This window comes from Mycolicibacter terrae, from assembly GCF_010727125.1.
Taxonomy (GTDB): Bacteria; Actinomycetota; Actinomycetes; order Mycobacteriales; family Mycobacteriaceae; genus Mycobacterium; species Mycobacterium terrae.
In genome coordinates this window covers 1651308-1676123 of sequence record NZ_AP022564.1, presented here as the reverse complement: position 1 = coordinate 1676123, position 24816 = coordinate 1651308, and the positions used below count along the sequence as shown (strand labels likewise).

At 69.7% G+C, this 24816-nt stretch carries 26 protein-coding genes; 10 read left to right on the top strand and 16 right to left on the bottom strand.

Annotated elements, in window-relative coordinates; genetic code table 11:
* Positions 1–2: 2 nt before the first annotated feature.
* Positions 3–242, bottom strand: a complete 240-nt coding sequence (locus G6N23_RS08185) for a DUF3039 domain-containing protein (RefSeq protein WP_085260564.1) — start codon at positions 240–242, stop codon at positions 3–5.
* Between the two features lie 66 nt (positions 243–308).
* Here G6N23_RS08185 and G6N23_RS08180 point away from each other — a divergent pair, with 66 nt between their 5' ends.
* From G6N23_RS08180 to G6N23_RS08170, 3 genes are all read left to right on the top strand, one after another.
* Positions 309–782, top strand: a complete 474-nt coding sequence (locus G6N23_RS08180; protein ID WP_095173915.1) for a DUF3099 domain-containing protein — start codon at positions 309–311, stop codon at positions 780–782.
* Between the two features lie 128 nt (positions 783–910).
* Complete coding sequence (locus G6N23_RS08175; RefSeq protein WP_085260465.1) at positions 911–1876, top strand: sigma-70 family RNA polymerase sigma factor; 966 nt, start codon at positions 911–913, stop codon at positions 1874–1876.
* A 131-nt stretch (positions 1877–2007) separates the two neighbouring features.
* A complete protein-coding gene (locus G6N23_RS08170; RefSeq protein WP_085260464.1) occupies positions 2008–2700 on the top strand; it encodes an iron-dependent transcriptional repressor DtxR in 693 nt (230 codons plus the stop codon).
* Between the two features lie 5 nt (positions 2701–2705).
* Here G6N23_RS08170 and G6N23_RS08165 read toward each other — a convergent pair whose 3' ends face one another.
* Positions 2706–3764 (bottom strand): DUF4192 domain-containing protein, encoded by a 1059-nt coding sequence (locus G6N23_RS08165; protein WP_085260463.1) that lies wholly within the window; start codon positions 3762–3764, stop codon positions 2706–2708.
* A 315-nt stretch (positions 3765–4079) separates the two neighbouring features.
* On the opposite strand from G6N23_RS08165, the gene G6N23_RS08160 reads away from it, so the two are divergent.
* Entirely contained in the window at positions 4080–5063 is a 984-nt protein-coding gene (locus G6N23_RS08160) for a proteasome assembly chaperone family protein (protein WP_085260462.1), read from the top strand.
* A 9-nt stretch (positions 5064–5072) separates the two neighbouring features.
* Here G6N23_RS08160 and G6N23_RS08155 read toward each other — a convergent pair whose 3' ends face one another.
* The 3 genes from G6N23_RS08155 to G6N23_RS08145 form a co-directional block, all read right to left on the bottom strand.
* Positions 5073–5558 carry a peroxynitrite isomerase gene (locus G6N23_RS08155; protein ID WP_085260461.1) on the bottom strand — a complete coding sequence of 162 codons (486 nt, stop codon included), beginning with the start codon at positions 5556–5558 and terminating at the stop codon, positions 5073–5075.
* Positions 5559–5594: 36 nt separating this feature from the next.
* Positions 5595–6059 carry a transcriptional regulator NrdR gene (gene nrdR, locus G6N23_RS08150; protein ID WP_085260563.1) on the bottom strand — a complete coding sequence of 155 codons (465 nt, stop codon included), beginning with the start codon at positions 6057–6059 and terminating at the stop codon, positions 5595–5597.
* 144 nt (positions 6060–6203) lie between these two features.
* A complete protein-coding gene (locus G6N23_RS08145) occupies positions 6204–6707 on the bottom strand; it encodes a LysM peptidoglycan-binding domain-containing protein (protein WP_085260460.1) in 504 nt (167 codons plus the stop codon).
* 212 nt (positions 6708–6919) lie between these two features.
* Between G6N23_RS08145 and lexA the strand changes: the two genes are divergently transcribed.
* Positions 6920–7612, top strand: coding sequence for a transcriptional repressor LexA (gene lexA, locus G6N23_RS08140; protein WP_085260459.1), 693 nt, complete (start codon positions 6920–6922; stop codon positions 7610–7612).
* A 15-nt stretch (positions 7613–7627) separates the two neighbouring features.
* Here lexA and folE read toward each other — a convergent pair whose 3' ends face one another.
* The gene (gene folE, locus G6N23_RS08135) at positions 7628–8233 is read right to left on the bottom strand and encodes a GTP cyclohydrolase I FolE (protein ID WP_085260458.1); all 606 of its coding nucleotides are present in this window, start codon (positions 8231–8233) and stop codon (positions 7628–7630) included.
* A gap of 91 nt (positions 8234–8324) precedes the next feature.
* On the opposite strand from folE, the gene G6N23_RS08130 reads away from it, so the two are divergent.
* Genes G6N23_RS08130 through G6N23_RS08120 form a run of 3 tightly spaced genes read left to right on the top strand, consistent with a single transcriptional unit; the run spans position 8325 to position 10455 of the window.
* Entirely contained in the window at positions 8325–9005 is a 681-nt protein-coding gene (locus tag G6N23_RS08130) for a helix-turn-helix transcriptional regulator (protein ID WP_085260457.1), read from the top strand.
* Positions 9002–9985, top strand: a complete 984-nt coding sequence (locus G6N23_RS08125) for an NAD(P)H-dependent flavin oxidoreductase (RefSeq protein WP_085260456.1) — start codon at positions 9002–9004, stop codon at positions 9983–9985. The genes G6N23_RS08130 and G6N23_RS08125 overlap by 4 nt, the downstream gene beginning before the upstream one ends.
* 14 nt (positions 9986–9999) lie before the next feature.
* A complete protein-coding gene (locus G6N23_RS08120; protein ID WP_085260455.1) occupies positions 10000–10455 on the top strand; it encodes a nuclear transport factor 2 family protein in 456 nt (151 codons plus the stop codon).
* Here the strand turns inward: G6N23_RS08120 and G6N23_RS08115 are convergent, their stop codons facing one another.
* The 8 genes from G6N23_RS08115 to G6N23_RS08080 all read right to left on the bottom strand — a co-directional run bounded on the left by G6N23_RS08115 (position 10456) and on the right by G6N23_RS08080 (position 20317).
* Complete coding sequence (locus tag G6N23_RS08115; protein ID WP_085260454.1) at positions 10456–12375, bottom strand: LGFP repeat-containing protein; 1920 nt, start codon at positions 12373–12375, stop codon at positions 10456–10458.
* Positions 12376–12613: 238 nt separating this feature from the next.
* On the bottom strand, positions 12614–13774 hold the full coding sequence (locus G6N23_RS08110) for an acyl-CoA dehydrogenase family protein (RefSeq protein ID WP_085260453.1): 1161 nt from the start codon (positions 13772–13774) through the stop codon (positions 12614–12616).
* Positions 13775–13875: 101 nt separating this feature from the next.
* Complete coding sequence (locus G6N23_RS08105) at positions 13876–15219, bottom strand: DEAD/DEAH box helicase (RefSeq protein ID WP_085260452.1); 1344 nt, start codon at positions 15217–15219, stop codon at positions 13876–13878.
* Between the two features lie 268 nt (positions 15220–15487).
* Positions 15488–16912 (bottom strand): GTPase HflX, encoded by a 1425-nt coding sequence (gene hflX / locus G6N23_RS08100; RefSeq protein ID WP_085260562.1) that lies wholly within the window; start codon positions 16910–16912, stop codon positions 15488–15490.
* Positions 16909–17787 (bottom strand): diaminopimelate epimerase, encoded by an 879-nt coding sequence (dapF, locus tag G6N23_RS08095; RefSeq protein WP_085260451.1) that lies wholly within the window; start codon positions 17785–17787, stop codon positions 16909–16911. Before dapF ends, hflX begins: the two co-directional genes overlap by 4 nt.
* A gap of 4 nt (positions 17788–17791) precedes the next feature.
* Positions 17792–18721 (bottom strand): tRNA (adenosine(37)-N6)-dimethylallyltransferase MiaA, encoded by a 930-nt coding sequence (gene miaA / locus G6N23_RS08090; protein WP_085260450.1) that lies wholly within the window; start codon positions 18719–18721, stop codon positions 17792–17794.
* A complete protein-coding gene (locus tag G6N23_RS08085; protein WP_085260449.1) occupies positions 18718–19386 on the bottom strand; it encodes a class III extradiol ring-cleavage dioxygenase family protein in 669 nt (222 codons plus the stop codon). Before G6N23_RS08085 ends, miaA begins: the two co-directional genes overlap by 4 nt.
* Before the next feature lie 10 nt (positions 19387–19396).
* On the bottom strand, positions 19397–20317 hold the full coding sequence (locus G6N23_RS08080) for a DMT family transporter (protein ID WP_085260448.1): 921 nt from the start codon (positions 20315–20317) through the stop codon (positions 19397–19399).
* Between the two features lie 183 nt (positions 20318–20500).
* Here G6N23_RS08080 and G6N23_RS08075 point away from each other — a divergent pair, with 183 nt between their 5' ends.
* A complete protein-coding gene (locus G6N23_RS08075; protein ID WP_085260447.1) occupies positions 20501–21832 on the top strand; it encodes a DUF349 domain-containing protein in 1332 nt (443 codons plus the stop codon).
* Positions 21833–22015: 183 nt separating this feature from the next.
* Entirely contained in the window at positions 22016–22714 is a 699-nt protein-coding gene (locus tag G6N23_RS08070; RefSeq protein ID WP_085260446.1) for a phosphodiesterase, read from the top strand.
* Here G6N23_RS08070 and G6N23_RS08065 read toward each other — a convergent pair.
* Positions 22680–23285: an Rv2732c family membrane protein gene (locus G6N23_RS08065; protein ID WP_085260445.1), complete on the bottom strand. Its 606-nt coding sequence runs from the start codon at positions 23283–23285 to the stop codon at positions 22680–22682. The two genes, G6N23_RS08070 and G6N23_RS08065, sit on opposite strands and share 35 nt — an antisense overlap.
* Positions 23282–24685 carry a tRNA (N6-isopentenyl adenosine(37)-C2)-methylthiotransferase MiaB gene (gene miaB / locus G6N23_RS08060; protein WP_234808577.1) on the bottom strand — a complete coding sequence of 468 codons (1404 nt, stop codon included), beginning with the start codon at positions 24683–24685 and terminating at the stop codon, positions 23282–23284. Before miaB ends, G6N23_RS08065 begins: the two co-directional genes overlap by 4 nt.
* Between the last annotated feature and the right edge of the window lie 131 nt (positions 24686–24816).

Below are 24816 nucleotides of genomic sequence, written 5' to 3'. Positions count from 1 at the left end.
GGTCAGCTCTTCTTGAGGGTCGCGTAGATCCGCTTGCAGTCCGGGCAGACCGGCGAGCCCGGCTTCGCCGACTTGGTCACCGGGAACACCTCACCGCACAGGGCCACGACGTGAGTGCCCATGACCGCGCTCTCGGCGATCTTGTCCTTCTTGACGTAGTGGAAGAACTTCGGGGTGTCGTCGCCGGTCCCGTCATCGACGCGTTCCTCGGCATCGGTGCGCTCGAGGGTGTCGGTCTGTATGGCCATCTGTCCATTGTGCCCAGAACTCGACGGATCTTAAAACCCCTTCTGCCGCGACACCGTTGCGTGTGGGACAGTGGAGTGATGAAGCACGGCCCCGAGCTGGGTTTCGACGACGATGGTCGGCCGGTGCTCATCACCGCCGCCGCCCCGTCCTTTGAACAGCAGCACCGCGAACGGGTACGCAAGTACCTGACGCTGATGGCGTTCCGGGTGCCGGCACTGGTCCTGGCCGCGATCGCCTACGGAATCTGGCACAACGGCCTGATCTCCCTGCTGATCCTGGTCGGCTCGATACCACTGCCCTGGATGGCGGTGCTGATCGCCAATGACCGGCCGCCGCGCAGCGCCGATGAGCCGCGCCGCTACGACGGCGCACCGACCCACACGCCGCTGTTCCCCACCGCCCCGCGCCGTTCGCTGGACCATCCGCGGCCTGCGGACCCCGAACCCGGAGCGGCTACCTGTGATCCGGGCTCCGAGCAGGGCCGGTCGGGCGGCGACGCCACCGGCGAACCGCCGAACGGTATCGGTTCTTAGCACATTCTCAAAGTCATCGGCGTATTCCCGCACGTCAAGTGGTGTGGAAAACCGATCGGACGGGAACTCTGCACCCGTGTCGAACGTTGACACCTGTGATAGCTGAAGCCGATCAACGGGAGGCCGTAATGGCAAAGGCAGATGCCACCATCAGTCGGATCGATCGCGATCTGGACGCGCAGAGTCCAGCCGCAGATCTGGTGCGCGTGTACCTCAACGGTATCGGCAAGACCGCACTACTCAACGCCGCCGACGAGGTGGAGCTCGCCAAACGCATCGAGGCCGGCCTTTACGCGAAGCACCTGCTCGAGACCCGCAAGCGTTTCGGCGAGAAGCGCAAGCGGGAGCTGGCCGCGGTGGTCCGCGACGGCGAAGCCGCCCGCCGGCATCTGCTGGAAGCCAACCTGCGCCTGGTGGTCTCACTGGCCAAGCGCTACACCGGCCGCGGTATGCCGTTGCTGGACTTGATCCAGGAAGGCAACCTAGGACTGATCCGCGCCATGGAGAAATTCGACTACGCAAAGGGATTCAAGTTCTCCACCTACGCGACCTGGTGGATTCGGCAGGCCATCACCCGCGGAATGGCCGATCAGAGCCGCACCATCCGGCTGCCGGTGCACTTGGTCGAACAGGTCAACAAGCTGGCACGGATCAAGCGTGAGATGCACCAGCAGCTCGGCCGCGAGGCCACCGATGAGGAGCTCGCCGCCGAATCCGGTATCCCGGCGGAGAAGATCAACGACCTGCTGGAGCACAGTCGCGACCCGGTCAGCCTGGACATGCCGGTCGGCTCCGATGAGGAGGCTCCGCTCGGCGACTTCATCGAGGACTCCGAGGCGATGTCGGCGGAGAACGCGGTGATCTCCGAGCTGTTGCACACCGACATCCGCAGCGTCCTGGCAACCCTGGACGAACGGGAGCACCAGGTCATCCGGCTGCGGTTCGGCCTCGACGACGGGCAGCCACGCACGCTGGACCAGATCGGCAAGCTGTTCGGCCTGTCCCGCGAGCGGGTTCGCCAGATCGAGCGCGAGGTGATGGCCAAGCTGCGGCACGGCGAGCGCGCCGACCGGCTGCGCTCCTACGCCAGCTGACCCGGCTCCGCCGGGCTGCCGCTCCGATGCGGTGGCCCGGCGGACTCATCTGTCGCCTGGGTCGACTCGGCGTCGCTCACTAACCGCGCACCGGCCTGCCAAGTAGACTCAGCTGCGACGGAAGGTGCCGAATGAATGAGTTGGTTGATACCACCGAGATGTACCTCAGGACGATCTACGACCTTGAGGAAGAGGGTGTCACCCCCCTGCGTGCCCGGATAGCCGAGCGGCTGGAACAAAGCGGGCCGACCGTCAGCCAGACGGTGTCCCGGATGGAGCGCGACGGCCTGCTGCGGGTGGCCGGTGACCGTCACCTCGAACTCACCGAGAAGGGTCGCTCACTGGCCGTCTCGGTGATGCGCAAGCACCGGCTCGCCGAGCGGCTGCTCGTCGACATCATCGGGCTTCCCCTCGAAGACGTGCACGCCGAGGCCTGCCGGTGGGAGCACGTGATGAGCGAGGACGTCGAGCGCCGCCTGGTCCAGGTGCTCGACAACCCCACCACCTCACCGTTCGGCAACCCGATCCCCGGTCTGCTGGATCTCGGCTTCGGCACGGACTCCGGATCCTGGGACGCCGACCTGGTGCGGCTGACCGAACTGCCGGCCGGCTCACCGGTGGCCGTGGTGGTGCGCCAGCTCACCGAACACGTGCAAGGCGACATCGACCTGATCAGCCGGCTGAAGGAGGCCGGGGTGGTGCCGAACGCGCGGGTGACGGTCGAGGCCGACGCCGACGACGGCGTGACCATCGTGATGCCCGGCCACACCGACGTCAGCCTGCCCTACGAGATGGCACACGCCGTCAAGGTTCAGAAGGTCTGACCGGTTCAGCCGGCCCGCTGACCGAAACCCTGCCGTTGCGGCAACTGCACGCCGAGCTGGGACGCCAGCCGAAATCCGGTGTCGGCCAGCCCGCGGATCCGGTCCGGCCGCAAACCCGACTGCAGCGCCGTGTCGAGCAGGCCCGCCATCCGGTGCCCCGGCACACAACGCAACGCGGCCTCCAACGACACCCCGGCCAGCGGCCCGTCCCCGCGCGCGTAGGCGCTGAACGCCAGCAGGACCAGCGCGTCGGCCCGCCACGGCGCGGGCAGGGCACGGGCCATAACCGCCCACAACATCTCCGCATCGCCGGCGTGTTCGCCGATTGCCAACGCGCACAGGGTGTCCCGGACCAGTACGTCGGTCAGCGAGCACCCCAGCCGTGCCAGCTCCGCATCGGCCGGCCGCTGTCCGGCGGCCAGCGCGACCACGGCCTCCAACACCGCTTCGACGTCGCGGCGGGCCCTCGCCGTGCCCTCGGTATCCACGGCGGCCGCCCGATCTGCCGCATAGTCACCGATCACGGCCGCCACCGCGGCGGTGCGCTCCGCGTCACCGGGGGCGATCACCGCCTGCAGGTCCGCGCGGCGAGGGTAGAGTCGCCTGCCCTCCAGCACCGCGGCAGCGGCCAGCGGAGACGCCTCCGGGTCCTCGACCGGCCCACCCGCGCCGCACCCGTCGACGCAGTGCCACCGGCCCCCGAGCGCCACCCGGTCCACCAGGTGCGTGCCGAGCAGGACGATGTCGTTACGCGACAACTCCGCGGCCAGGGTGTCGACCAGCCGGCGATGCTGATCGTTGCAGACCGGACAGCACGCCCCGTCGGCGTCGACGATCACCGCGATCGCCGCCGCCGGAGCGGCGGCGGCGGCGACGTCGGCGAGATGGCCGACGGTGCCGGCGAGCTCTTCGGAGAGGTCGACCCGCAGCACCGATCCCAGCTCGCCGCCGTCGACCGAGACCAGGATCAAGGATTTCTCCGGCACGAAGCCGAGGATGGCCGGCAGCGCCGCAATCAGCGCTCCGGGGCGATTCAGGGTGAATTCCGGTTGCTTCGTCGTCATGGCAGCAACGTTGACGATGCCCACCGTCATCGGGGCGCGCCGGCGCCGGGTACCCGGCCGCTTTGTGGATGAATCGGCAACTGTGAGCCGACTGCCCGGACGTGCCGGATAACATGCGAGCTCCACGAGGCGTTTTGCGCAGCACGTATCGCCACACCGGGGATTTCATCGCTGAGCGAACGGGAACTCCACGGGGGAATGCCGCCGTCGCACCTGCGCGTTCTCGCACATATGCGCGCATCGTTTTTCCGGTGCGGCCCAACGTGGTGGAAACTAGGCAGTGCAGTGCGATGTGCACAAGGAGGAGGCGAGGCAATGGCCGACCACCCGGACACCGGTCCCGACCGGAACCGGCACTACCAGGCCGAACAGAGCGGCATGTACGAGCTGGAGGTCCCGGCGCCGCAGCTGACGTCGTCGGACGGCGCGGGCCCGGTGCTGATTCACGCGCTGGAGGGTTTCTCCGACGCCGGCCATGCGATCCGACTGGCCGCCGGCCACCTCAAGACCACCCTCGACAGTGAGCTGGTGGCGTCGTTCGCCATCGACGACCTGCTCGACTACCGGTCCCGCCGGCCGGTGATGACGTTCAAGACCGACCACTTCACCCACTACGCCGAGCCAGAGCTCAGCCTCTACGCGCTGCGCGACACCGCCGGGACGCCGTTCCTGTTGTTGGCGGGTATGGAGCCGGATCTCAAGTGGGAGCGGTTCATCACCGCGGTTCGACTGTTGGCCGAGCGGCTCGGGGTCCGGCGGACCATCGGGTTGGGCACGATCCCGATGGCGGTCCCGCACACCCGGCCGGTGACGCTGACCGCGCACTCCAACAACCGCGAGTTGATCACCGATTTCACGCCGTGGATCGCCGAGGTCCAGGTTCCCGGCAGCGCCTCCAATCTGTTGGAGTACCGGATGGCGCAGCACGGCCACGAGGTGGTCGGGTTCACCGCGCATGTGCCGCACTACGTGTCACAGACCGACTATCCGGAGGCTGCCGAGGCGCTGCTGCGGCAGGCGGCCCAGAGCGGCTCCCTACAGTTGCCGCTGGCCGAACTCGGTCAGGCCGCGGCCGACATCCGGGCCAAGATCGACGAACAGGTCGAGGCGAGCGCCGAGGTGGCCCAGGTGGTGGCGGCGCTGGAACGCCAGTACGACGCCTTCGTCGCCGCCCAGGAGAACCGCTCGTTGCTGGCGCGCGACGAGGATCTGCCCAGCGCCGACGAACTCGGTGCTGAGTTCGAACGGTTCCTGGCCCAGGAGGCGAAGAAGGACCGGGACGACGACGGCACGGTGTGACGGGCGGGACTACCCCGCTCGCCGCAGCGCGGCGGTGAGATGGTTCTGCGCCGCCTGCCCGACCGCACCCATGTCCAGCGTGTAGGACAACTCGTCGCCGTCGAGGCGGTAGTGGCGGCGCAGTGCTGTCACCTTTTTGGCCGTAGGTGCCAGGCCGATCGTCGGCGCGGACATCTCGAGTTCGATACCGCCGGCGGTCACCTGGTAGCTGCCCACCTCGATCTCGGTGATACCGCTCGGATGGGCCAGCACCCACTCGATCCGGCCGAGTTGCGGCACCCGCAGGTACCCGGACTCGGCGTGCAGCGGCAGCCCGTCGGCGGCCGACTTGGTCTTCTGGCCGTACACCAGAAACGGTTTGCCGACGTGGGAGAACACCACCTCTTCGAGGTATTCGAACGACGCGATCGTGGGATACACCCCGGAGCCCCGGCCGGACCAGGTGCCCAACAGCGGTGCCAGCTCCACAAGATTCGGATGCAGGTCGGGTGCCATGGGGCCAGCGTAGTGCGCAGCACGGCGCCGCGACCCTCAACCGGTGCTGGGCACCTCGCGGTGCTCGCGCAGCGCCTCGATCTCCCGCTCGAAGTCGGCCGCCGACGAGAATGAGCGATACACCGAGGCGAATCGCAGGTAGGCCACTTCGTCGAGTTCGCGCAGCGGCCCGAGAATCGCCAAACCCACCTCGTGGCTGGGGATCTCCGGTGAGCCCGCCGCCCGCACCGCGTCTTCCACCTGCTGGGCCAGCAGGTTGAGCGCATCATCGTCGACATCGCGGCCCTGACAGGCCCGGCGCACCCCGCTGATAACCTTCTCCCGGCTGAACGGCTCGGTGACGCCGCTGCGTTTCACCACAGCCAGCACCGCGGTCTCCACGGTGGAGAAGCGGCGGCCGCATTCCGGGCAGGAGCGACGGCGCCGAATGGCCTGTCCTTCATCGGTTTCGCGGGAGTCCACCACCCGGGAGTCTGGATGGCGACAAAACGGGCAATGCATGGCCGCTCCTTCGCCGTGCGGCGAGCCGGACACCTGCAATCGCCGAGGCAACCCGGACCGCTGGGACAACTGAGAGCGTACCTGCGCCGGAGCCGGGCGGCGCGCCGTAGTAGTCGCAGGCCGCGGCCGACCGGACATCGACGGTCAGCCGATCGGCGCGATCAGCGGCTGACCGGCGTCCAGGGCCACCGATTCCAGGCTGTTGAGTTCGCGGATCCGGTCGACGACCTGGGCGGTCGGGGCGTCGGGCGCGACCCGGGCCGCCAGGTGCTGCAGGTTCTCGCCGCTCTGCACCCGCACCACGCCGAGCTGCTCGGGCACCGCGGGGGCGCCGCCGCCGGCCCTCGCCGCACCGAACTGGGCGACCAGACCGAGCCAGACCGTGATCCCCGCGGCGATCAGCGCCAGCACGACCGTGGTCGCCGGAGTGATGGGCTTGACGGGCTGCGGCCGGTGCGCGGTGCGCGACATCAGCACTGCGCTGCCCCGATGCCGAAGCGGCGCGCCGCCCGGACGGGTCCGCACCAGCCGCGCCGGGCGGGTGTGCACCGCGCACGCGCGCCCCGACGTACCGGGACCGCGACGTGTCCGGGAGCGGTCGGCCCCGGCCTGGTCGAACGTCGGCGCGATCGTGTCGATGAGCATCATGTGCGGTTCTCCCTCACTCGGCGTCGGCGACCCTGTTCGCTCGACTGTTCGAATACTAATCGATTGTATGTTCGATGTCCGAACATGTGATCGATTCGTTGTCGAAAACATTAGCGACCCCCACCGACAAGGCGGTGACACTTCGAACGCCCGCGCGACACACCTCGAACACATGTTTGATTAATGGCAGGATTGGGGCTACATTCGCCTCTATGAGCGACAGCAGCAAGACCGCCCCGGCACCGGCATCGGATTCCCCGCTGACCGCACGGCAGCGCACCATCCTGGACGTCATCCGCGCCTCGGTGAACGAGCGCGGGTATCCGCCGAGCATCCGGGAGATCGGCGACGCCGTGGGGCTGACCTCGACTTCCTCGGTCGCCCACCAGTTGCGCACACTGGAGCGCAAGGGCTATCTGCGTCGTGACCCCAACCGGCCCCGCGCCGTCGACGTCCGCGGCCCGGAGGATGCGACCGTGGCCTCGCACGCGGCCCCGCGGACCGAGTTCGCCGGATCCGATGCGCTGCCCGAACCCACCTTCGTCCCGGTGCTGGGTCGGATTGCGGCCGGTGGGCCGATCCTGGCCGAGGAAGCGGTCGAGGATATCTTCCCGCTCCCCCGCGAACTGGTGGGCGAAGGCGAGCTGTTCCTGCTCAAGGTCGTAGGTGAGTCGATGGTCGACGCCGCGATCTGCGATGGCGACTGGGTGGTGGTGCGCCAGCAGAACGTCGCCGACAACGGCGACATCGTCGCCGCGATGATCGATGGTGAGGCCACCGTCAAGACCTTCAAACGGGCCGGGGGCCAGGTCTGGCTGATGCCGCACAACCCCGTTTTCGACCCCATTCCCGGTAACGACGCGGTCGTGCTGGGCAAGGTCGTGACCGTCATCCGCAAGATCTGACGGACGGCTCGGGCGCTACCCGGTGCCGCCGATACCGATGAGGGAGAAGAACTCCTGCCGCGAGCGCGCATCGGTTCGCAGCGTGCCCAGCAGGGTCGAGGTCACGGTGGTCGACCCGGTGGCGTGAACACCGCGCAATGTCATGCAGGTGTGCTCGGCGCGGATCACCACCCCGACGGCACGCGGCTGCAGGTGATCGGTGAGCCAATCCGCCACCTGCTTGGTGAGGCGTTCCTGCACCTGCGGCCGGCTGGCGAAGTAGTCGACGACCCGGGCCAGCTTCGACAGGCCCAGGATGCGATCGCCGGGCAGGTAACCGACACAGGCGGTTCCGGTGAACGGCAACAGATGGTGCTCGCAGACCGTCCGGAGCGGGATGTCGCGGACCAGCACCAGCTCATCGTAGCCCTCGTCGTTGGGAAAAGTGGTGGCCTCGAACGGCTTCGGGGTGAACATCTCTGCATAGGCGCGCGCCACCCGGCGCGGCGTGTTCTGAAGTCCCTCGTCGGCGGTGGAGATGCCCAGCGCATGCAGAAATGCCGCGGCGGCCTGCTCGGCGGCGTCCAGGTTCGGGACCGGCCGATCGACCACCCGCAGGTCCGCGTAGGCGGCTACCGACATCTCAATCTCCCCCATCGACTTCTCGGTGTTGCGTTCAGATTGGCGGCATCCGGCCCTATTTGTCAATATGTTTTGGTGTTACATTGAGGCGATGAGCACCCCGCCGCGCGACGGCCGGAATCCGTTGACCGGGTTGAGCTCTTTGGACGATCCGGTACGGCAACGGCTCTACCAGTACATCGCCTCGTGCGACGATCCGGTGGCCCGCGAGGACGCCGCGAGCGCCGCGGGCATCAGCCGTACCCTGGCGGCCTACCACCTCGACAAACTGGCCGAGGCAGGGATCTTGTCGGTGAGTTACGCCCGGCCCGCCGGGCGCTCTGGGCCCGGCGCCGGGCGCCCCGCCAAACGGTACGCGCGCACCCGGGACGAACTTTCGGTGAGCGTGCCACCACGCAACTATCGTCTGCTGGCCGACCTGCTGGTCAGCGCCATGGTCGCCGATGACGCCGGCACCGTGCGCTCGGCGATCTCGGCGGCAGCCCGCCGGGCCGGCCGGGAGATCCCGGTCCGGCACGGCCTCGTGAGCACGCTCGAGGAATTCGGCTACGAGCCGGCGGTCAACGCGGCCGGGGACATCGAGCTGCGCAACTGCCCGTTTGAGCGGCTGGCCCGCCAATACACCGAGGCGGTGTGCGGGCTCAACCTGAACCTGATCCAGGGCATGTTGGAGGGCACCGGCGAATCCCCGCAACGGGCCGCCCTGACCCCGTGCGAGCGGCGCTGCTGCGTCACCGTTCGGGCACGTCGACACGGAGGGCGGCATCGATGAGTCTGCTGGAATCGCTTGGACTGAGCACGCCGGTCATTCAAGCCGGGATGGGCGGCGGCGTGGCCGGGGCCGAATTGGCCGGTGCGGTCTCGGCGGCCGGCGGGCTGGGCACCGTCGGGCTGAGCGATCCACAGCGCTTCGCCGCGGACCTGCGTCGCGCCGTGACGCTGGCCGGCGGCCGGCCGGTAGCCGCCAATCTGCTGGTGCCGTTCGTCCGCCGCGCCCACATCGACGCCTGCATCGCGGCCGGTGCCGCCCTGGTGGTCTTCCATGACGGCGCTCCCACACGCTGGATCGGGGCGCTGCGGGCCGCGCGAATCCCGGTGCTGTGCACCGCCGGTGACGCCGAGCAGACCCGCCGGGCGCTGGCTGCCGGCGCCGACGGACTGGTGGCGCAGGGCGTCGAGGCCGGCGGCCACCTGGTGGCCGACCGGCCGCTGAAGGTGACGCTGCCGGAGGTGCTCGAGGCCGCGGGCGGAGCACCGGTGCTGGCCGCCGGCGGGGTCGCCGCCGCCCACGACGTCCGGGCACTGCTGGCCGCGGGAGCCGAGGGGGCGGTTGCCGGGACCCGCTTTCTGCTCACCGAGGAGTCGGGCGCGCACCCCGCCTACAAGCGCAAGGTGCTGGAGGCGCAGCGGACCGTCCGCACCATGTTGTTCGGGATGGGCTGGCCGCTGGCACACCGGGTGATCCCGAACGCACTCACCGAACGCTGGTGTGCCCGTAACGAACTCGGTCCGCCGCCGGTGCGCGCACTGAACCGGATCACGGCGCCGCTGGGTCGGCTGCTGCCGGTGGGCGCCCAGGGCACGCTACTGGCCATGCAGCGGCCCGCGATACCCCTCTACACCCCGGCGCTGCCCCTGGCCGGAATGGATCCGGCCACCGTGGAGCGGGCCGCGCTCTACGCCGGCGAGACCATCCACCGCATCAACGACATCGTCCCGGCCGCCGAGGCCCTGGCGCGGTTGGCTCCGTGACGAGGGAGGTCAGAATGTCCGAATTTCCACCATGCCCGCCCTTCGATGAAGACTCCGCACGACGCAAGGTTCAAGCCGCCGAGGACGCCTGGAACACCCGGGATCCCGATCGGGTGGCACTGGCCTACACCGACGACTCGGTCTGGCGTAACCGCGATGAGTACATCACCGGGCGCACCGAGATCGTGGAGTTCCTGCGACGCAAATGGGCACGTGAACGCGACTACGCACTGCGCAAGGAGCTGTGGTGCTATCAGGGCAATCGGATCGCGGTGCGCTACCAGTACGAAAGCCGCGACGCCGAAGGCCAGTGGTGGCGCAGCTACGGCAACGAGCTGTGGGAGTACGCCGACGACGGCCGGATGAGCCGGCGCGAGTCCAGCATCGACGACGTCGCCATCACCGAAGATCAGCGACGGATCTTCGGGCCGCGCCCGGACAGCGAACGAAACACGCTGCCGCTGTGGTGATCAGCCGGCCTTGGTGAATCCGTTGAGCCGGGCCGCATCCTCGGTGGCGAACCAGATCTCGGCGAGCGTGTCGTCGTAGAGGGCGTTCTGCGGCGTGTAGTACAGCCCTGAGCCGATGTTCGCCTTGATCGGGTAGCCGTCCGGCTGCTGGTAGGGGTCGTCCAGCGGCAGGTGCATCACCGGGTGGATCGACTCCTCGGCGCCGAAGCCGCGCTGGCCGGCGCCGACCGTGCGCGACTGCGTCCCGGCACCGAAAGCGCGTGATTCCGCGCCGGAAGCCCCGTGGCCCACCGCGTGTCGACCGGTACCCAGATCCTCCTCGGTCACCACCCGGGTCGGCGCGGTGTCCGCGTCGTCCTCGTCGTCGGGTTCGGGTTCGTCCTGCAGGCGGTCGTCGGGCTCGCCGTAGTGCAGCCAGGGCGCGTCCGGAAGCGACTGGCCCGGCGACTCCGCCTCGGGCCCCGCGCCGAACGCCGAGCCGCCGTAACGACTCGGCAGTCGGACCGTGCCCTCATGGTCGAGCTGGTCGTGGTGGGCCCACTGCTCGTCATCGTCGTCGTAGTCGTCACCAACCGTGTCGGGCATGGGGACCGGCGCGTGCCCGGCCACCGGGGCCGGCCGGCGCCGCTGCCACCACATCGCCGCGCCCGCCAGCGCTCCCAGCACCGCGAGCACCGCGACCGGGATGAGCACCCACAACCAGTTCCAGTGCGTCTCCTTCTCGACTCCGGTCGAGGTGACCGAGCTGCCGTTCGGCAGATTCATCCCAGGAATCTGTAGGCCCGACAACGCCTGCGCCAGATTCGCCGGTTCGGTGCTGAAGGTGTTGGTGGCCTGGTTCCAGGAGACCGTTCCGCCGGTGAACTTCTGCGAGACCACGTCCCCGTCGACAGTCTGGTCACCCACCGGGGCGCCCAACTCTCCGGACGCGCCGTCGAGCTTGTCCCAGGCGGCCTTCATCGCGCTGCGCACCACGAAGGTGCCATTGTCCGGGCTGGAGAAGATCACCGGGTCGTCATCGGCGGCAAAGGAATTGAACTTGCTCCCGGCAATGGAACCATCGGCCGTACTGGTGATCGGGAAACCCAGATCGCTGCCGGCCGGACCGCCGAGCGACTCGTACTTGGCCAGCACGTCGCCTTCGATCGCATTGGCGCCGGTGGCCGGCGAGAAGTAGACCTTGCCGCCGGCGAAATCCTGGCCCACCCCGTCGCTGCCGACCACGTACTCGTCGCCCTGTTTGGCCCCGAGGGAACCCGAGGGGCCACCGGCCCCGCGCCAGGCCTGGTCGATGGCCGCCGTCGGGTCGAGCTGGACCTGCAGATCGGCCAGCTGGGCCGCCAGCTCCGGCGGCACCGTGGTGAACGTCCTGGTCGCACCGTCGAAGGACAAGGCGCCGGCGCTGAACTTCTGGGTCACCACCGCGCCGTCGTAGTTCTCGTCCTCGACCGGCACCCCGAGCGGGCCGGTGGAGCTGCCCAATCTGTCCCAGCCGGCGTTGATCGGGCCGCGCACCACGTGGGCGCCGTGCTCAGGTGTCCAGAAGATCACCGGGTTGTCGGGGCCGGAGAAGATCGCGACCCGGCTACCCGGGACCAGCCCCGGCACCTCGTCGATGTTGGGGAATCCGAGGTCGCTGGTCGCCGGCCCGCCCATCGACTCGTACTTGTCGAGGATGGCGCCGAAGAGCGCCCTGGCGCCGGTTTCCGGGGTGAAATACATCGTCCCACCGGTGAAGTCCTGGGCGAAACCGGGGCCGGCCGGATGCACGTCGCCCTTGGGTGGGCCCAGCGGTGAACCATCGCCACCGGCTGCCTGCCATGCCGCGGTGATGGCGTCATGGGCGTCGCTGTCCGGCGTCGCCGCCGCGGTCTGTACCGACAAAAGCACGGTGACCGTCGCCGCGAGGCAGAGCGCCATGCGCACCGCCGTCTTGCCGAACCAATCTTTCCGACTAGCCACCAGCCCTCCCAGGCACCGCTATCGACGCAAATGATTCCGGCATAAACTTTCCCGCAATCGACCCGTAATGCGAAGCGAAGTCATCGAAATTGCGGAAACAGATACCCAGCCGATGCCGAATCGATGCCCAACCCAGGAGCCGTCACCGCGCGCCGGATGTCGCTGAATGCGCAGCTCAGCACTCCGATGTCGAGGATCAAACGCCCAGACCGCGTCCGATGATCTCCTTCATGATCTCGGTGGTGCCGCCGTAGATCGTCTGCACCCGGGCATCCAGGTAGGCCCGGGCGATGGGGTATTCGCGCATGTAGCCGTAGCCGCCGTGCAGCTGCAGGCAGCGGTCGATCAGGTGGACCTGCTTCTCGGTGCTGTACCACTTGGCCATCGCGGCCTGCTCCGCCGTCAGCTGCTTGTCCAGGTGCAGCCGGATGAACTCGTCGACCATCATCCGCACCACGGTGGCCTCGGTGGCCAGCTCGGCAAGCAGGAACCGGCTGTTCTGGAAGCTGCCGATCGGCTTACCGAACGCCTTGCGCTCCTTGGTGTAGGTGAGCGTCTGCTCGAGCGTGGATTCCATCGCCGCGGCGGCCATGATCGCGATCGAGATCCGTTCCTGCGGCAGGTTCTGCATGAGGTAGATGAAGCCCATACCCTCCTGGCCGAGCAGGTTCTCCACCGGTACGTGCACGTCGGTGAAGGACAGCTCGGCGGTGTCCTGGGCGTCCAGCCCGACCTTGTCCAGGTGGCGTCCGCGTTCGAAGCCCTCCATGCCGCGTTCCACCACCAGCAGGCTGAACCCCTGCGCGCCCTTCTCGGGGTCGGTCTGGGCGACCACGATCACCAGGTCGGAGTGGATGCCGTTGGTGATGAACGTCTTGGACCCGTTCAGGACGTAGTGGTCGCCCTGTTTGACCGCCCGCGTCTTGATGCCCTGCAGGTCGCTGCCTGTTCCGGGCTCGGTCATCGCGATCGCGGTGATCAGTTCCCCGGTGCAGAACTTGGGCAGCCAGCGCTGCTTCTGCTCCTCGTTGCACAGTTCCAGCAGGTAGGGCGCGCAGACGTCGTTGTGCAGGCTGAAGCCGATGCCGCTGTAGCGGCCGGCCGTGGTCTCCTCGGTGAGGATCGTGTTGTAACGGAAGTCCGGGTTGCCGCCGCCGCCGTACTCCTCGGGCACAGCCATGCCCAAAAAGCCCTGCTTACCGGCTTCGAGCCAGACGCCACGATCGACAATCTTGGCCTTCTCCCACTCCTCGTGGTGCGGCGCGACGTGGCGCTCCAGAAACGCCCGGTAGGACTCCCGGAACAACTCGTGCTCAGGCTCGAACAGGGTTCGCTGGTATTTGATTGCGGCGCTCATCGCCTGACCTCCGGATCGACGGAATCTTTCCGACGACAATAGACCAACCGGATGGTTGGGAGGTTCGGCGGTCCGGCTTGTCCCGCCTGAGACGATGCGAACTACCGCGCGTCCGCCCCGGTACGGCGTGGTCCGCCCCGCCGCGCCGGACGCTGGGACGCTCCCGGCGCCGCACCACGACGCCGCCGGCCGCCGCCGCTGCGCGGTCCCCTGCCCTGCGCATTCGGCGACGCGGGGCGCGCCGGTGGGTCCGCCTTGGGGGCCGGCATCTGCAACGGTGCGATGTCACCGACCAAGGCCTGCACCGGCACGGAGTCGACGCTGACCTGCTGGGGGGCGACGGTGATCCCGGCCCGGCGCAGCAAGACCTGGGTGTCCTTGCGCTGTTCGGGCAACACGACGGTGACCACGTCGCCGGCGCTGCCGGCGCGCGCCGTACGGCCCGAGCGGTGCAGGTAGGCCTTGTGTTCGGCCGGCGGGTCGACGTGGACCACCAGCTGCACCTCGTCGACGTGCACGCCGCGCGCAGCGATGTCGGTGGCCACCAGCACCCGAGCCGCTCCGGCGCTGAACGCGGCCAGGTTACGGTCACGCGCGGGCTGAGACAGGTTGCCGTGCAGGTCGACCGAGGGGATCCCGGCTTCGGTCAGTTGTTTGGCGAGCTTGCGGGCCTGATGTTTGGTGCGCATGAACAGAATTCGGCGGCCGGTGCCGGACGCCAACCGGTGCACCAGATCCTTCTTGTCCTGCGCCCCCGCGACATGGAACACGTGATGGGTCATGGCCGGCGGAGGCGCGGCGACGTCGTCGACCGAATGGGCCACCGGGTCGTGCAGGAAGCGCCGCACCAGCTTGTCCACCCCGTTGTCCAGGGTCGCCGAGAACAGCAGCCGCTGGCCGGTGGCGGGCGTGGCGGCCAGAATCCTTGTGACGCCCGGCAGGAAGCCGAGGTCGGCCATGTGGTCGGCTTCGTCGAGCACGGTGATCTGCACCGCGTCCAGGCTGATCAGGCGCTGCTTCATCAGGTCTTCAAGGCGCCCGGGGCAGGCCACCACGATATCGGCGCCGCCGCGCAGTGCGGTCTCCTGCCGAGACTGCGCCACCCCACCGAAGATGGTGGTGACCTTCAAGCCGTAGGCCGCCGCAAGCGGTTTCAGCGTCTCGGTGATCTGGGTGGCCAGCTCACGGGTGGGTGCGAGCACCAGCCCCGACGGCCTGTTCGGGCGTCGCGTGGTGTCGGCGAGCCTGGCCACCAAGGGAATTGAGAACGCCAGAGTCTTGCCGCTGCCCGTCTTTCCGCGGCCCAGCACATCACGGCCGGCCAGGGTGTCGGGCAGGGTATGGATCTGAATCGGAAACGGCGTGGTGATGTGGTTGTCGGCCAGCGCCGCCACCACAGGGGTGGGCACGCCGAGGGAGCTAAAGGATACAAACGATTTGGTCATGAGTGCGGTGCCTTTCAGGCATCGGTTGCGCAACCGGCTGTGACGTCGGGGTCGAGCGGTTGGGCGCAAAGTGGCGAGATTGCCGGTGGGCAAAATCGATCGCCGCGAGAAGAGCTTGTGCTGGATCGCACCGTTCACGCCGGATGGCGGGTGAGTAAGCGTTCCACGACGTACTGGCGTCACTTCTTTCACACCAGCGTTGGTTGAGAGCCTAGCCTACCGGTGCACGCAGCCCGAAACTCATGTGATCGATCACACGCCCAACGGACTAGGCGGGGCCGAACTCGCGGAGGCTGGCCGCCAATGCCGCCGGGACCCGCGCGCGGATCCGGGTGCCGCCCTCGCCGTGCTCAGTCTGCTGCACTCTGCCTTGTTCATGCACGCGGGCCACCAAATCGCCACGGCCGTAAGGGATGACCACATCCACCGCGGTGTCCACCGGCGCCACCAGCTGCCCCATCCGGTGGCGCAGCGCATCGATCCCGTCGCCGGTGCGCGCCGAGACGAACACCGCCTCGGGCAGCGCACGGCGCAGCTGGGCCAACGCGAGATCTCCAGCGGCGTCGATCTTGTTGACCACCAGAAGTTCCGGTGCGGGTTTGCCGTCCTGCTCGGCGATCACCTCGGAGACCACCTGGCGGACCGCGCTGATCTGGGCCAGTGGTGTGGGGTCGGAGCCGTCGACCACATGCACCAGCAGATCGGCGTCGGCGACCTCCTCCAGCGTGGAACGGAACGCCTCCACCAACTGGGTGGGCAGATGCCGGACGAATCCGACGGTATCGGTCAGCACGAAGGCCCGAGCCATTTTTGTTCCGGGGTCGAACTCCCCACGGCGCGTAGTGGGTTCCAGCGTGGCGAACAGGGCGTCTTGAACCAGCACACCGGCGCCGGTCAGCGCATTGAGCAGACTGGACTTGCCGGCGTTGGTGTAGCCGACGATCGCCACCGAAGGGACATCGCTGTGCAACCGGCGGCTGCGCTGGGTGTCGCGCACCTGCTTCATCGCCTTGATCTCGCGGCGCAGCTTGGCCATTCGCTCCCGGATCCGACGCCGGTCGGTTTCGATCTTGGTCTCACCGGGGCCGCGCAACCCCACCCCGCCGCCGCTGCCACCGGCCCGGCCACCGGCCTGCCGCGACATCGACTCGCCCCAGCCGCGCAACCGCGGCAGCATGTACTGCATCTGCGCCAGCGCCACCTGCGCCTTGCCCTCCGCGCTGGTGGCGTGCTGGGCGAAGATGTCCAGGATCAGCGCGGTGCGGTCGATCACCTTGACCTTGACCGCCTTTTCCAGCGCGGTGAGCTGCGCCGGGGACAGCTCGCCGTCGCAGATGACGGTGTCGGCGCCGGTGGCCAGCACCACCTCGCGCAATTCGACGGCTTTCCCCGAGCCGATGTAGGTCGACGGGTCGGGCCGATCACGACGCTGGATCAGCCCTTCGAGCACCTCGGAACCGGCGGTTTCGGCCAGCGCCGCCAGCTCCACCATGCTGGCGTCGGCCTCGGCGGCGCTGCCCTCGGTCCACACGCCGACCAACACCACCCGCTCCAGGCGCAGTTGGCGGTACTCGACCTCGGAGATGTCGGCCAGTTCGGTGGACAGCCCCGCGACCCGGCGCAGCGCCGAGCGGTCGTCGAGGGCGAGCTCACCGGTGCTCGGTGGTGGTGGCCCGGACTCGGGAAAGCTCACTGCGCCGCCCACCAGCCCGGAGCGATGTCGCCGCGCGCCACCAGTTCCGACGGGCCGCGCAGGTAGCTGGTGGCCTCGGTGACGGTGACGCTGACCTGCCCGCCCGGGATGTCCACGCGCAGCGTGCCGGCCGACACGCCGGCGTGGGCCAACGCGGCCACCGCGGCGGCCACTGTGCCGGTGCCGCAGGACCGGGTCTCCCCCACCCCGCGCTCATGCACCCGCATCGCCACGGCGCCGTCGTGCGGCGCGGTCAGGATCTCCACGTTCACCCCGTCGGGAAATTGCGTCCGGTCGAAGAAGACCGGTGCGGCCACGTCCAGGGCGGCCAGCTCTGCGGCCGAGAGTCCCGGATCCACGCACGCCAGGTGCGGGTTGCCGACATCGACACCGAGCCCGGCGAATCGACGGCCACCGACAATCGCTTCGAAGGCCGGCCCTCCGCTTCCGAGCGGGTTCGGTTTGCCCATGTCGACGGTGACCTCGGCCCGCACGTCGTCGGCGTGGTGCACGGTCACCGGGCGCGGCCCGGCCAGTGAGCCGACGACGAACTCGGGACGCGATTCCAGACCGGCGGCCCGCAGGTAGTGGGCGAACACCCGGACCCCGTTGCCGCACATCTCGGCCACCGACCCATCGGCGTTGCGGTAATCCATGAACCAGTCATCGGCGGCCACCCCCTCGGGCAGGTGGTCGAGCACTCCGGCGCCCGCCGCGGCGCCGGCGGTGGTCACCCGCAACAGCCCGTCGGCGCCCAGGCCGCGGCGCCGGTCGCACAGGGCGGCCACCGCGGCAGGCGTCAGGTCCAGTTCCACGCCCAGGTCCGGCAATACGACGAAGTCGTTCTGGGTGCCGTGGCCCTTGGCGAAAAGCATGTGCTCAGGATACGTGGCGCCAGGCGGCCAGCGCCGCGTCGAGCAGACCGTCGGCGGCACCGTCCAACCAAGTGATGCGGTGGTCGCGGCGAAACCACGATCGCTGCCGGCGCACGTAGCGGCGGGTGCCGATGAAGGTCTGCTCGCGCGCCGCCGCCAGATCGTCGTCGCCACCGCCGGCGTCGAGCGCCGCGATCACCTGGGCGTAGCCCAGCGCCCGGGCGGCGGTGACCCCGTCGCGCAGCCCGGCCGCCAGCAGCGCCTGGACCTCGGACACCAGCCCGCGGTCGAACATCGTCCCGGTTCGAGCGGCCAGCCGTTCGTCGAGCAGGGCGGTGTCGCAGTCCAGGCCGATGATCACGGTGCCCCAGCGGGGTTCGCCGATGGTGGGCGCCGACGCGGCGAACGGCAGGCCGGTCAGCTCCACCACCTCCAGCGCCCGCACGATCCGCCTGCCGTCGGTGGGCAGGATCGCCGCCGCCGCGGCCGGGTCGGCGACGGCGAGCTGGGCGTGCAACGCCGCCACCCCGACATCGGTCAGCCGCCGCTCGTAGCGGGCCCGCACCGCCGGGTCCGTGGCCGGAAACGACCAGTCGTCGAGCAGTGCCTGCAGGTACAGCATCGACCCGCCGACGATGATCGGTACCGCGCCGCGGTCGGCGATCGCCTCCACGTCGGCGGCCGCGGCCTGCTGGTAACGGGCGACGGTCGCGGTCTCGGTGACGTCGAGGACGTCGAGTTGATGGTGCGGGATGCCGCATCGCTCCTGCGGCGAGAGCTTGGCGGTGCCGATGTCCATGCCGCGGTAGAGCTGCATCGCGTCGGCATTGACGATCTCGGCCGATTTCCCCGATCTCCGCACGGCTTCGGCCAGGCTCAGCGCGAGCTGCGACTTGCCGGTTCCGGTGGGCCCGACGACCGCGATCGGCCTCACGGCTCCCAGACCCCGACGAAATAGCCGACACCGTAGGGGGCGTCGCAGTAGAGCTGGGTGGCGGCATGCGGCGGGGTCGCGGCCAGCCCGGCCAGGGCCGCGAATGCTGCTCTCCCGACGACCTGCGGCGGCAGTTCGGCCAGTGCGGCGACGTCACCGGCGGCCAATGCGTCGTCCAGGGCGCGCTGGACGCCGACGTCGGCCGGGATATGCCCGCCCGGTGCGGCCGCGGTCAACGTGTTGGCGCCGTCGGCCAGCACCAGCACCCCGATCGGCTCGCGCGACCGCTCGATCTCGGCGCGCAGTCGCCGCCCGGCGGCCAGCGCGGCGGCGGGCTCGGTGTGGGCGTGCACCACCACCGAGGCGTCCGGCCGGAGCCGTCCGCGCACCCACCCGGCGACCAGTGCGCACAGCGGCAGATCGGCCGGCCGGTCGGCGTGCGGTGACAGGCGCACCGCCACGTCGGCACCGAATCCCGCGAAACTGCCGGCACTGTCTGGCCCGTAGGTGCCGTCGCCTCCGGCGCCCAACGCCACCCAGCGCGGCGGCAGGGATCCGGCGGCGGCCAGCGCCGCGGCCCGCAGCTCGGCCGCCTCGGGGGCGGTACCGGCCAGTTCGGGCACCAGCACCGGCGCCGACGGCATGATCGCTATCGGGCCCAGCACGGCACCAAAGTTAGCTGCTCGTCGGCGAGGCCACCGGCTCGGCCAGGTCGGAGCCCCCGGCGTCGGCGACGATGGTGGCGGCCTCACCGCGGGCCAGCGCCGCCGTCGCGATGACGATCAGCACCACCCCGATGATCACCGCGACATCCTCGACCCCGCCGGCCTGAATGTGCTCGTTGAGCAGCAGCACCCCCAGGGCACTGGCCACCAGCGGTTTGGCCACGATCATCGTCGGCATCGACGCCGTCAGGGCCCCGGCCCGGAACGCCGACTGCTGGAAGATCATCCCGGCCAGGGTCGCGGCCAGCCACGGCACCACCACGGGCGACTCCAGCGCTTCTTCCAGACCCTCGGCCTTGATCAGCTCCACGAGCACTTTCGTCAGCAACGCGAACACCGCCAGCGAGGTACCGGCCACCACGGCCAGCAGCACCGCGGCGGCGGGCCGGCCCCGGAGCCTGCGGGCAGCCACCGCGCAGGCCAGCAACAACGTGACCACCACCACCGACACCGCGATCCAGGTAGCCGCCGGGGCGTGCTGTTTGCCCTCGGTCGGGTCGCCGACGACCACCACCACGGCCAACGCGGCGGCCAGCACGATCGCCCACATCCATTCCCAGTTCGTCACCCTGCGGTGGGTCAACCAGGCATACATCGGCAGCGCGAACAACAGCGCGGTCACCTGCAGCCCGGTCACCAGGATCACCGAACCCACGGCCAATGCCGCCGCCTGCAGCGCGTAGTTGGCCACCGCCGCGCCCCCGCCACCCCACCAGCGCGGATCGCGCAGCGACAACCAGAACAGCTGCAGGTGGCCGACCTGCTGGTCGGTAATCTCCTGCGCAGATCGCTGACGAATAACATCGCCGATCGCGGACGCCAGCGCGGCGCACAGTGCCAGCAGCGCCGCGATGACATTCCCTGTCGACATGACCCTCCCTCAACCGGCGCAAGAATACAGGCCGGAGCCGAATCAGCCCCGCTGCTGCCGAGTTGGCCGCGCAGCACGGCGGGTAACTGCTTGAATACGCTTGAATGCTTCTAGGCAGATCGAAGGCGCCGCGGTGCGCGGCAGATACGCGGGTCTACCGCGAAGAGTTAGGTGACGACAGCGATGACCATCGACAGCGGTTCGTCCGCCCCCTCGCCCCGCCCGGGTCCGCGCCCGGGACCCCGACCCGGCCCGAAGCCGGGCGTTCGGCCCGGCCCGGTGATCGCCGGCCCTCCGGCCAGCGATCCGCACCGCTTCGGTCGGGTCGACGACGACGGCACGGTCTGGCTGGTCACCTCGGACGGTGAGCGGCAGGTCGGCTCCTGGCAGGCCGGCGACCCCGAGGCCGCGTTCGCACACTTCGGCCGCCGATTCGACGATCTGAGCACCGAAATCACCCTGCTCGAGGAGCGGCTGGCCTCCGGAAGCGGCGACGCACGCAAGATCAAGGCTTCCGCGGCGGCGTTGGCCGAGTCGTTGCCGACGGCAAGTGTCCTCGGTGACGTCGATGCGCTGGCGGCGCGCATCGCCGCGGTCAGCGAGCGTGCCGCGGCCGTCGCCGCCGCCAACCGGGCGCAGCGCGACGAGCAGCGGGCCGCGGCGACCGCCCGCAAGGAGGCGCTGGCCGCCGAGGCCGAGGAGCTGGCCGCGAACTCGACGCAGTGGAAAGCTGCCGGTGACCGGTTGCGAACCATCCTCGAGGAGTGGCGCACGATCACCGGCTTGGACCGCAAGACCGACGACGCCCTGTGGAAGCGTTACGCGGCGGCCCGGGACGCCTTCAACCGGCGGCGCGGGTCGCACTTCGCCGACCTCGACCGCGGACGGGCCGGGGCGCGCGAGGAGAAGGAACGATTGTGCAAGCGCGCCGAGGAGCTGGCCGGCTCGACCGACTGGGCGGCCACCAGTGCCGCGTTCCGGGAGCTGCTCAACACCTGGAAGGCGGCCGGGCGGGCGAGCAAAGATGTCGACGAGGCGCTGTGGCAGCGGTTCAAAGGCGCCCAGGACACGTTCTTCAGCGCACGCAACGCCGCTAACGCCGAACGCGACGCCGAGCTGGTGGCCAATGCCACGGCGAAGGAGGCGCTGCTGGCCGAGGCGGAGCGGATCGACCCGGCCAACCAGAATGCCGCTCGCACCGCGCTGCGGTCGATCGTCACCAAGTGGGACGCGATCGGCAAGGTCCCCCGGGAGCGCTCCACCGAGCTGGAGCGGCGGTTGCGGGCGGTGGAGAAGAAGGTGCGGGACGCCGCCGCAGCAGCCGACGCATCCGGGGTGGACCCGGAGGCCGAGGCGCGCGCCGCCCAGTTCCGTACTCGCGCTGAGCAATTCGAGCGTCAGGCGCTCAAGGCGCAGGCCGCCGGCCGGGAGAAGGAGGCCGCGGAGGCCAGCGCCAGCGCCGAGCAGTGGCGGCAATGGGCCCAGGCCGCCGAACAGGCGCTCAACCGGCGCTGACCCGGGTGAGGTTTGGCGATCGGGTGCGCCGGGTTAACCCCTCGGTGACCGGACACCATCTCATTCGGGGGTAGGCATGACCAGCAACATCACCGCAGCACTCGACATCCGGCGGCCGATCCGCACGGTCCGCAACCAGCCCGCGGAGACCGGCGGGTGGCGCGGCGACGTGCCGCGAAGCTGATGGACCCGGCCGCACAGCTGTTCCGCTGGGGGGCGGCGGCGCTGCATCGCCGGTTCTTCCATCCCGCCGGTGTGCTGGCATCCGGCTTTCTGGAGCGGGTCGCACCAGCCGACGAGGGCCTGCCGGTGGGGTCGGCGGAGGTGGTCGCCCGAATCTCCAAGGGCGCGGGCACTCCGGGGGCGCTGCCCGACGCGATCGGACTGGCCCTGCGGGTGCCGGCACCGCGCCACGAGGACGGCTCCTGGGACATTTTGCTGGTCTCGGCGGGTTCCGGGGCGCTGGGCCGAGCGGTGGGACTGCGGCCCGTCGCGTCGTGGGCCGGGCTGACAATGACCACGCTCATGCCGCTGGACTATCAGGGAGGCCTGTGGTGGTTGCGGGCGCGGCTGACCACGCCCATCCCCGGCTACGGATTGACGCTGGGCAGCATCCGCAACCGGATCGACCGGGACGAGGTCTGCTTCGAGCTCGACCAGGCCCACGGCACGGCGGGATTTCGTCCGCTGGCCCACCTGGTGCTCACGGGCCTCGACCACGGCCTTGACGTGGCGTTCGACCCGGTGGTGAACACGCCACCGGGTGTCCAGCTGCGTCCCCGGTGGCTCGCGGGGCTGCGGGCCCGGGCCTACCGGGGCAGCCGCGACGGCTGGGGCGCGCCGGCGGCTACTCGCCCGGAGGCGGGTCCTCGGGAGGCTTGAGCTCGTCCAGCAGGCCCAGCACCTGACGCTGCGCGGTGTTGCGGCGGCGCTGCTCCTCGGCGGCCAGCTGCACCGCCGTGCGCGACCACACCAGCCGGGCCCAGTGAAACGTCAGCACGATCAGGGTGATCCAGGCCAGGATCAGGCCGAACCCGGGCCCCGGATGGCCGGCCGCGACGGTCTGGCGCGACCACACGGCCAGCAGCCCGGCCACACTGCCCACCGCCGAACCGGCCAGGGCCACCCAGGCCACCGCCCAGCGCCGGAGCAGCAGGGCCAGCATCGAGAACCCGACACCGAACAGCAGCGCCAGCCACATGAACAGTCGCGACGGCAGGCTCACCAGGGCTTCGTCGGCTCCGTTGGCGGCGAACAGCACATCCCAGCCCCGCACCGCTCCGGTGTGCGGCGCCAGGAACGACGCCAGCAGCACGAACACGCAGATCGCGACGACCAAACCCCTGCCTCCGGGGTCGATTTCGCTGGCCACGCGGCGCTCCGCGGCTTCGATATCAGCCCGGTAGGCCTCGAAGTCGCCGTGCTGCCCGGCGTCGTCGGGCCGGCCGCTCACCGCGCGGCCCCCGGCATCTTCGGCATGCCCAGCCCGACACCGGGTGGGGGGCCGGCCGCGATGTCGCCGGCCCTGGTGCGGCGGTGGCTGTGTAGCGGCCCGTCGGCCAGCAGGTGGTGCGGCGCCGCGCCGGTCACCGTCGTGGTCACCACGTCGCCGGGACGTACCTGCGCCTCCCCCGGGGCGAAGTGCACCAACCGGCCGTCGCGAGCGCGGCCGCTCATCCGCGCCGTCTGTGCGTCCTTGCGCCCCTCCCCGACCGCGACGAGCAACTCGACGGTGCGGCCGATCTGCGCCCGGTTCTCCTGCAGGGAGATCTCCTCCTGAAGTTCCACCAAACGGTCGTAACGTTGCTGGACAACCTCTTTGGGCAGCTGGTCGGGCAACTCGGCGGCCGGCGTGCCGGGACGCTTGGAGTATTGAAAGGTGAACGCGGCCGAGAATCGCGCGGACCGCACCACCTCGAGGGTATCGGCGAAATCGCGTTCGGTCTCGCCGGGAAACCCGACGATCAGGTCGGTGGTGATCGCCGCGTCCGGGATGGCCGTCCGGACCCGGTCGAGGATGCCCAGGTAGCGCTCGGCCCGATAGGAGCGGCGCATCGCCCGCAGGACGGTGTCCGAGCCGGACTGCAGCGGCATGTGCAGCGTGGGACACACGTTCGGGGTCTGGGCCATCGCGTCGATGACGTCGTCGGTGAACTCGGCCGGGTGCGGGGAGGTGAATCGGACCCGCTCCAACCCCTTGATGTCCCCACAGGCCCGCAGCAGCGACGCGAATGCGCCGCGGTCGCGCGGAAGTGCCGGGTCGGCGAAGGAGACACCGTAGGCGTTGACGTTCTGCCCCAGCAGCGTCACCTCGAGAACACCCTGATCGGCCAGCGCGGCGACTTCGGCGAGGATGTCCCCGGGACTGCGGTCCACCTCGCGGCCCCGCAGCGACGGCACGATGCAGAAGGTGCAGCTGTTGTTGCAGCCGACCGAGATGGAAACCCAGGCCGCATAAGCCGATTCCCGTGCGGCCGGCAGCGACGAGGGGAACTCCCGCAGCGACTCGACGATCTCGACCTGGGCTTGCCGGTTGTGCCGGGCCCGTTCCAGCAGCACCGGCAGCGAGCCCAGGTTGTGTGTGCCGAACACGACATCCACCCACGGCGCCCGGTTCAGCACGCCGTCCTTGTCCTTCTGGGCAAGGCAGCCCCCGACGGCGATCTGCATATCGGGGTTGCTGCGCTTGTGCGGCGCCAGGTGGCTCAGGTTGCCGTACAGCTTGTTGTCGGCGTTCTCGCGCACCGCGCAGGTGTTGAACACCACCAGGTCGGGGTCGGCGCCCGCGGCGGCGCGGCGGTAGCCGGCCTGTTCCAACATGCCGGCGATGCGTTCGGAGTCGTGAACATTCATCTGACAGCCGTAGGTACGCACCTCGTAGGTGCGCACCTGTTCGGAAATCGCCGGCGAACTCACCGGGCCTATGCTACGGCGGCCGGCGACACCCGAATCGATCGGATTGACCAAGACCGGATATGGCGGCG

Bases quoted from the DNA above. Each gene is read 5' to 3' on its own strand.
- lexA (WP_085260459.1), top strand. From the start codon at position 6,920: ATGAGCGACAGCAGCAAGACCGCCCCGGCACCGGCATCGGATTCCCCG.
- nrdR (WP_085260563.1), bottom strand. From the start codon at position 6,059: ATGCATTGCCCGTTTTGTCGCCATCCAGACTCCCGGGTGGTGGACTCC.
- miaB (WP_234808577.1), bottom strand. From the start codon at position 24,685: ATGAATGTTCACGACTCCGAACGCATCGCCGGCATGTTGGAACAGGCC.
- folE (WP_085260458.1), bottom strand. From the start codon at position 8,233: ATGTCGGTAGCCGCCTACGCGGACCTGCGGGTGGTCGATCGGCCGGTC.
- G6N23_RS08110 (WP_085260453.1), bottom strand. From the start codon at position 13,774: ATGAGCGCCGCAATCAAATACCAGCGAACCCTGTTCGAGCCTGAGCAC.
- G6N23_RS08105 (WP_085260452.1), bottom strand. From the start codon at position 15,219: ATGACCAAATCGTTTGTATCCTTTAGCTCCCTCGGCGTGCCCACCCCT.
- G6N23_RS08145 (WP_085260460.1), bottom strand. From the start codon at position 6,707: ATGATGCTCATCGACACGATCGCGCCGACGTTCGACCAGGCCGGGGCC.
- G6N23_RS08125 (WP_085260456.1), top strand. From the start codon at position 9,002: ATGAGTCTGCTGGAATCGCTTGGACTGAGCACGCCGGTCATTCAAGCC.
- G6N23_RS08165 (WP_085260463.1), bottom strand. From the start codon at position 3,764: ATGACGACGAAGCAACCGGAATTCACCCTGAATCGCCCCGGAGCGCTG.
- G6N23_RS08070 (WP_085260446.1), top strand. From the start codon at position 22,016: ATGGACCCGGCCGCACAGCTGTTCCGCTGGGGGGCGGCGGCGCTGCAT.
- G6N23_RS08160 (WP_085260462.1), top strand. From the start codon at position 4,080: ATGGCCGACCACCCGGACACCGGTCCCGACCGGAACCGGCACTACCAG.
- G6N23_RS08080 (WP_085260448.1), bottom strand. From the start codon at position 20,317: ATGTCGACAGGGAATGTCATCGCGGCGCTGCTGGCACTGTGCGCCGCG.
- G6N23_RS08170 (WP_085260464.1), top strand. From the start codon at position 2,008: ATGAATGAGTTGGTTGATACCACCGAGATGTACCTCAGGACGATCTAC.
- G6N23_RS08130 (WP_085260457.1), top strand. From the start codon at position 8,325: ATGAGCACCCCGCCGCGCGACGGCCGGAATCCGTTGACCGGGTTGAGC.
- G6N23_RS08115 (WP_085260454.1), bottom strand. From the start codon at position 12,375: ATGGCGCTCTGCCTCGCGGCGACGGTCACCGTGCTTTTGTCGGTACAG.
- G6N23_RS08175 (WP_085260465.1), top strand. From the start codon at position 911: ATGGCAAAGGCAGATGCCACCATCAGTCGGATCGATCGCGATCTGGAC.
- G6N23_RS08075 (WP_085260447.1), top strand. From the start codon at position 20,501: ATGACCATCGACAGCGGTTCGTCCGCCCCCTCGCCCCGCCCGGGTCCG.
- G6N23_RS08155 (WP_085260461.1), bottom strand. From the start codon at position 5,558: ATGGCACCCGACCTGCATCCGAATCTTGTGGAGCTGGCACCGCTGTTG.
- dapF (WP_085260451.1), bottom strand. From the start codon at position 17,787: ATGCTTTTCGCCAAGGGCCACGGCACCCAGAACGACTTCGTCGTATTG.
- G6N23_RS08120 (WP_085260455.1), top strand. From the start codon at position 10,000: ATGTCCGAATTTCCACCATGCCCGCCCTTCGATGAAGACTCCGCACGA.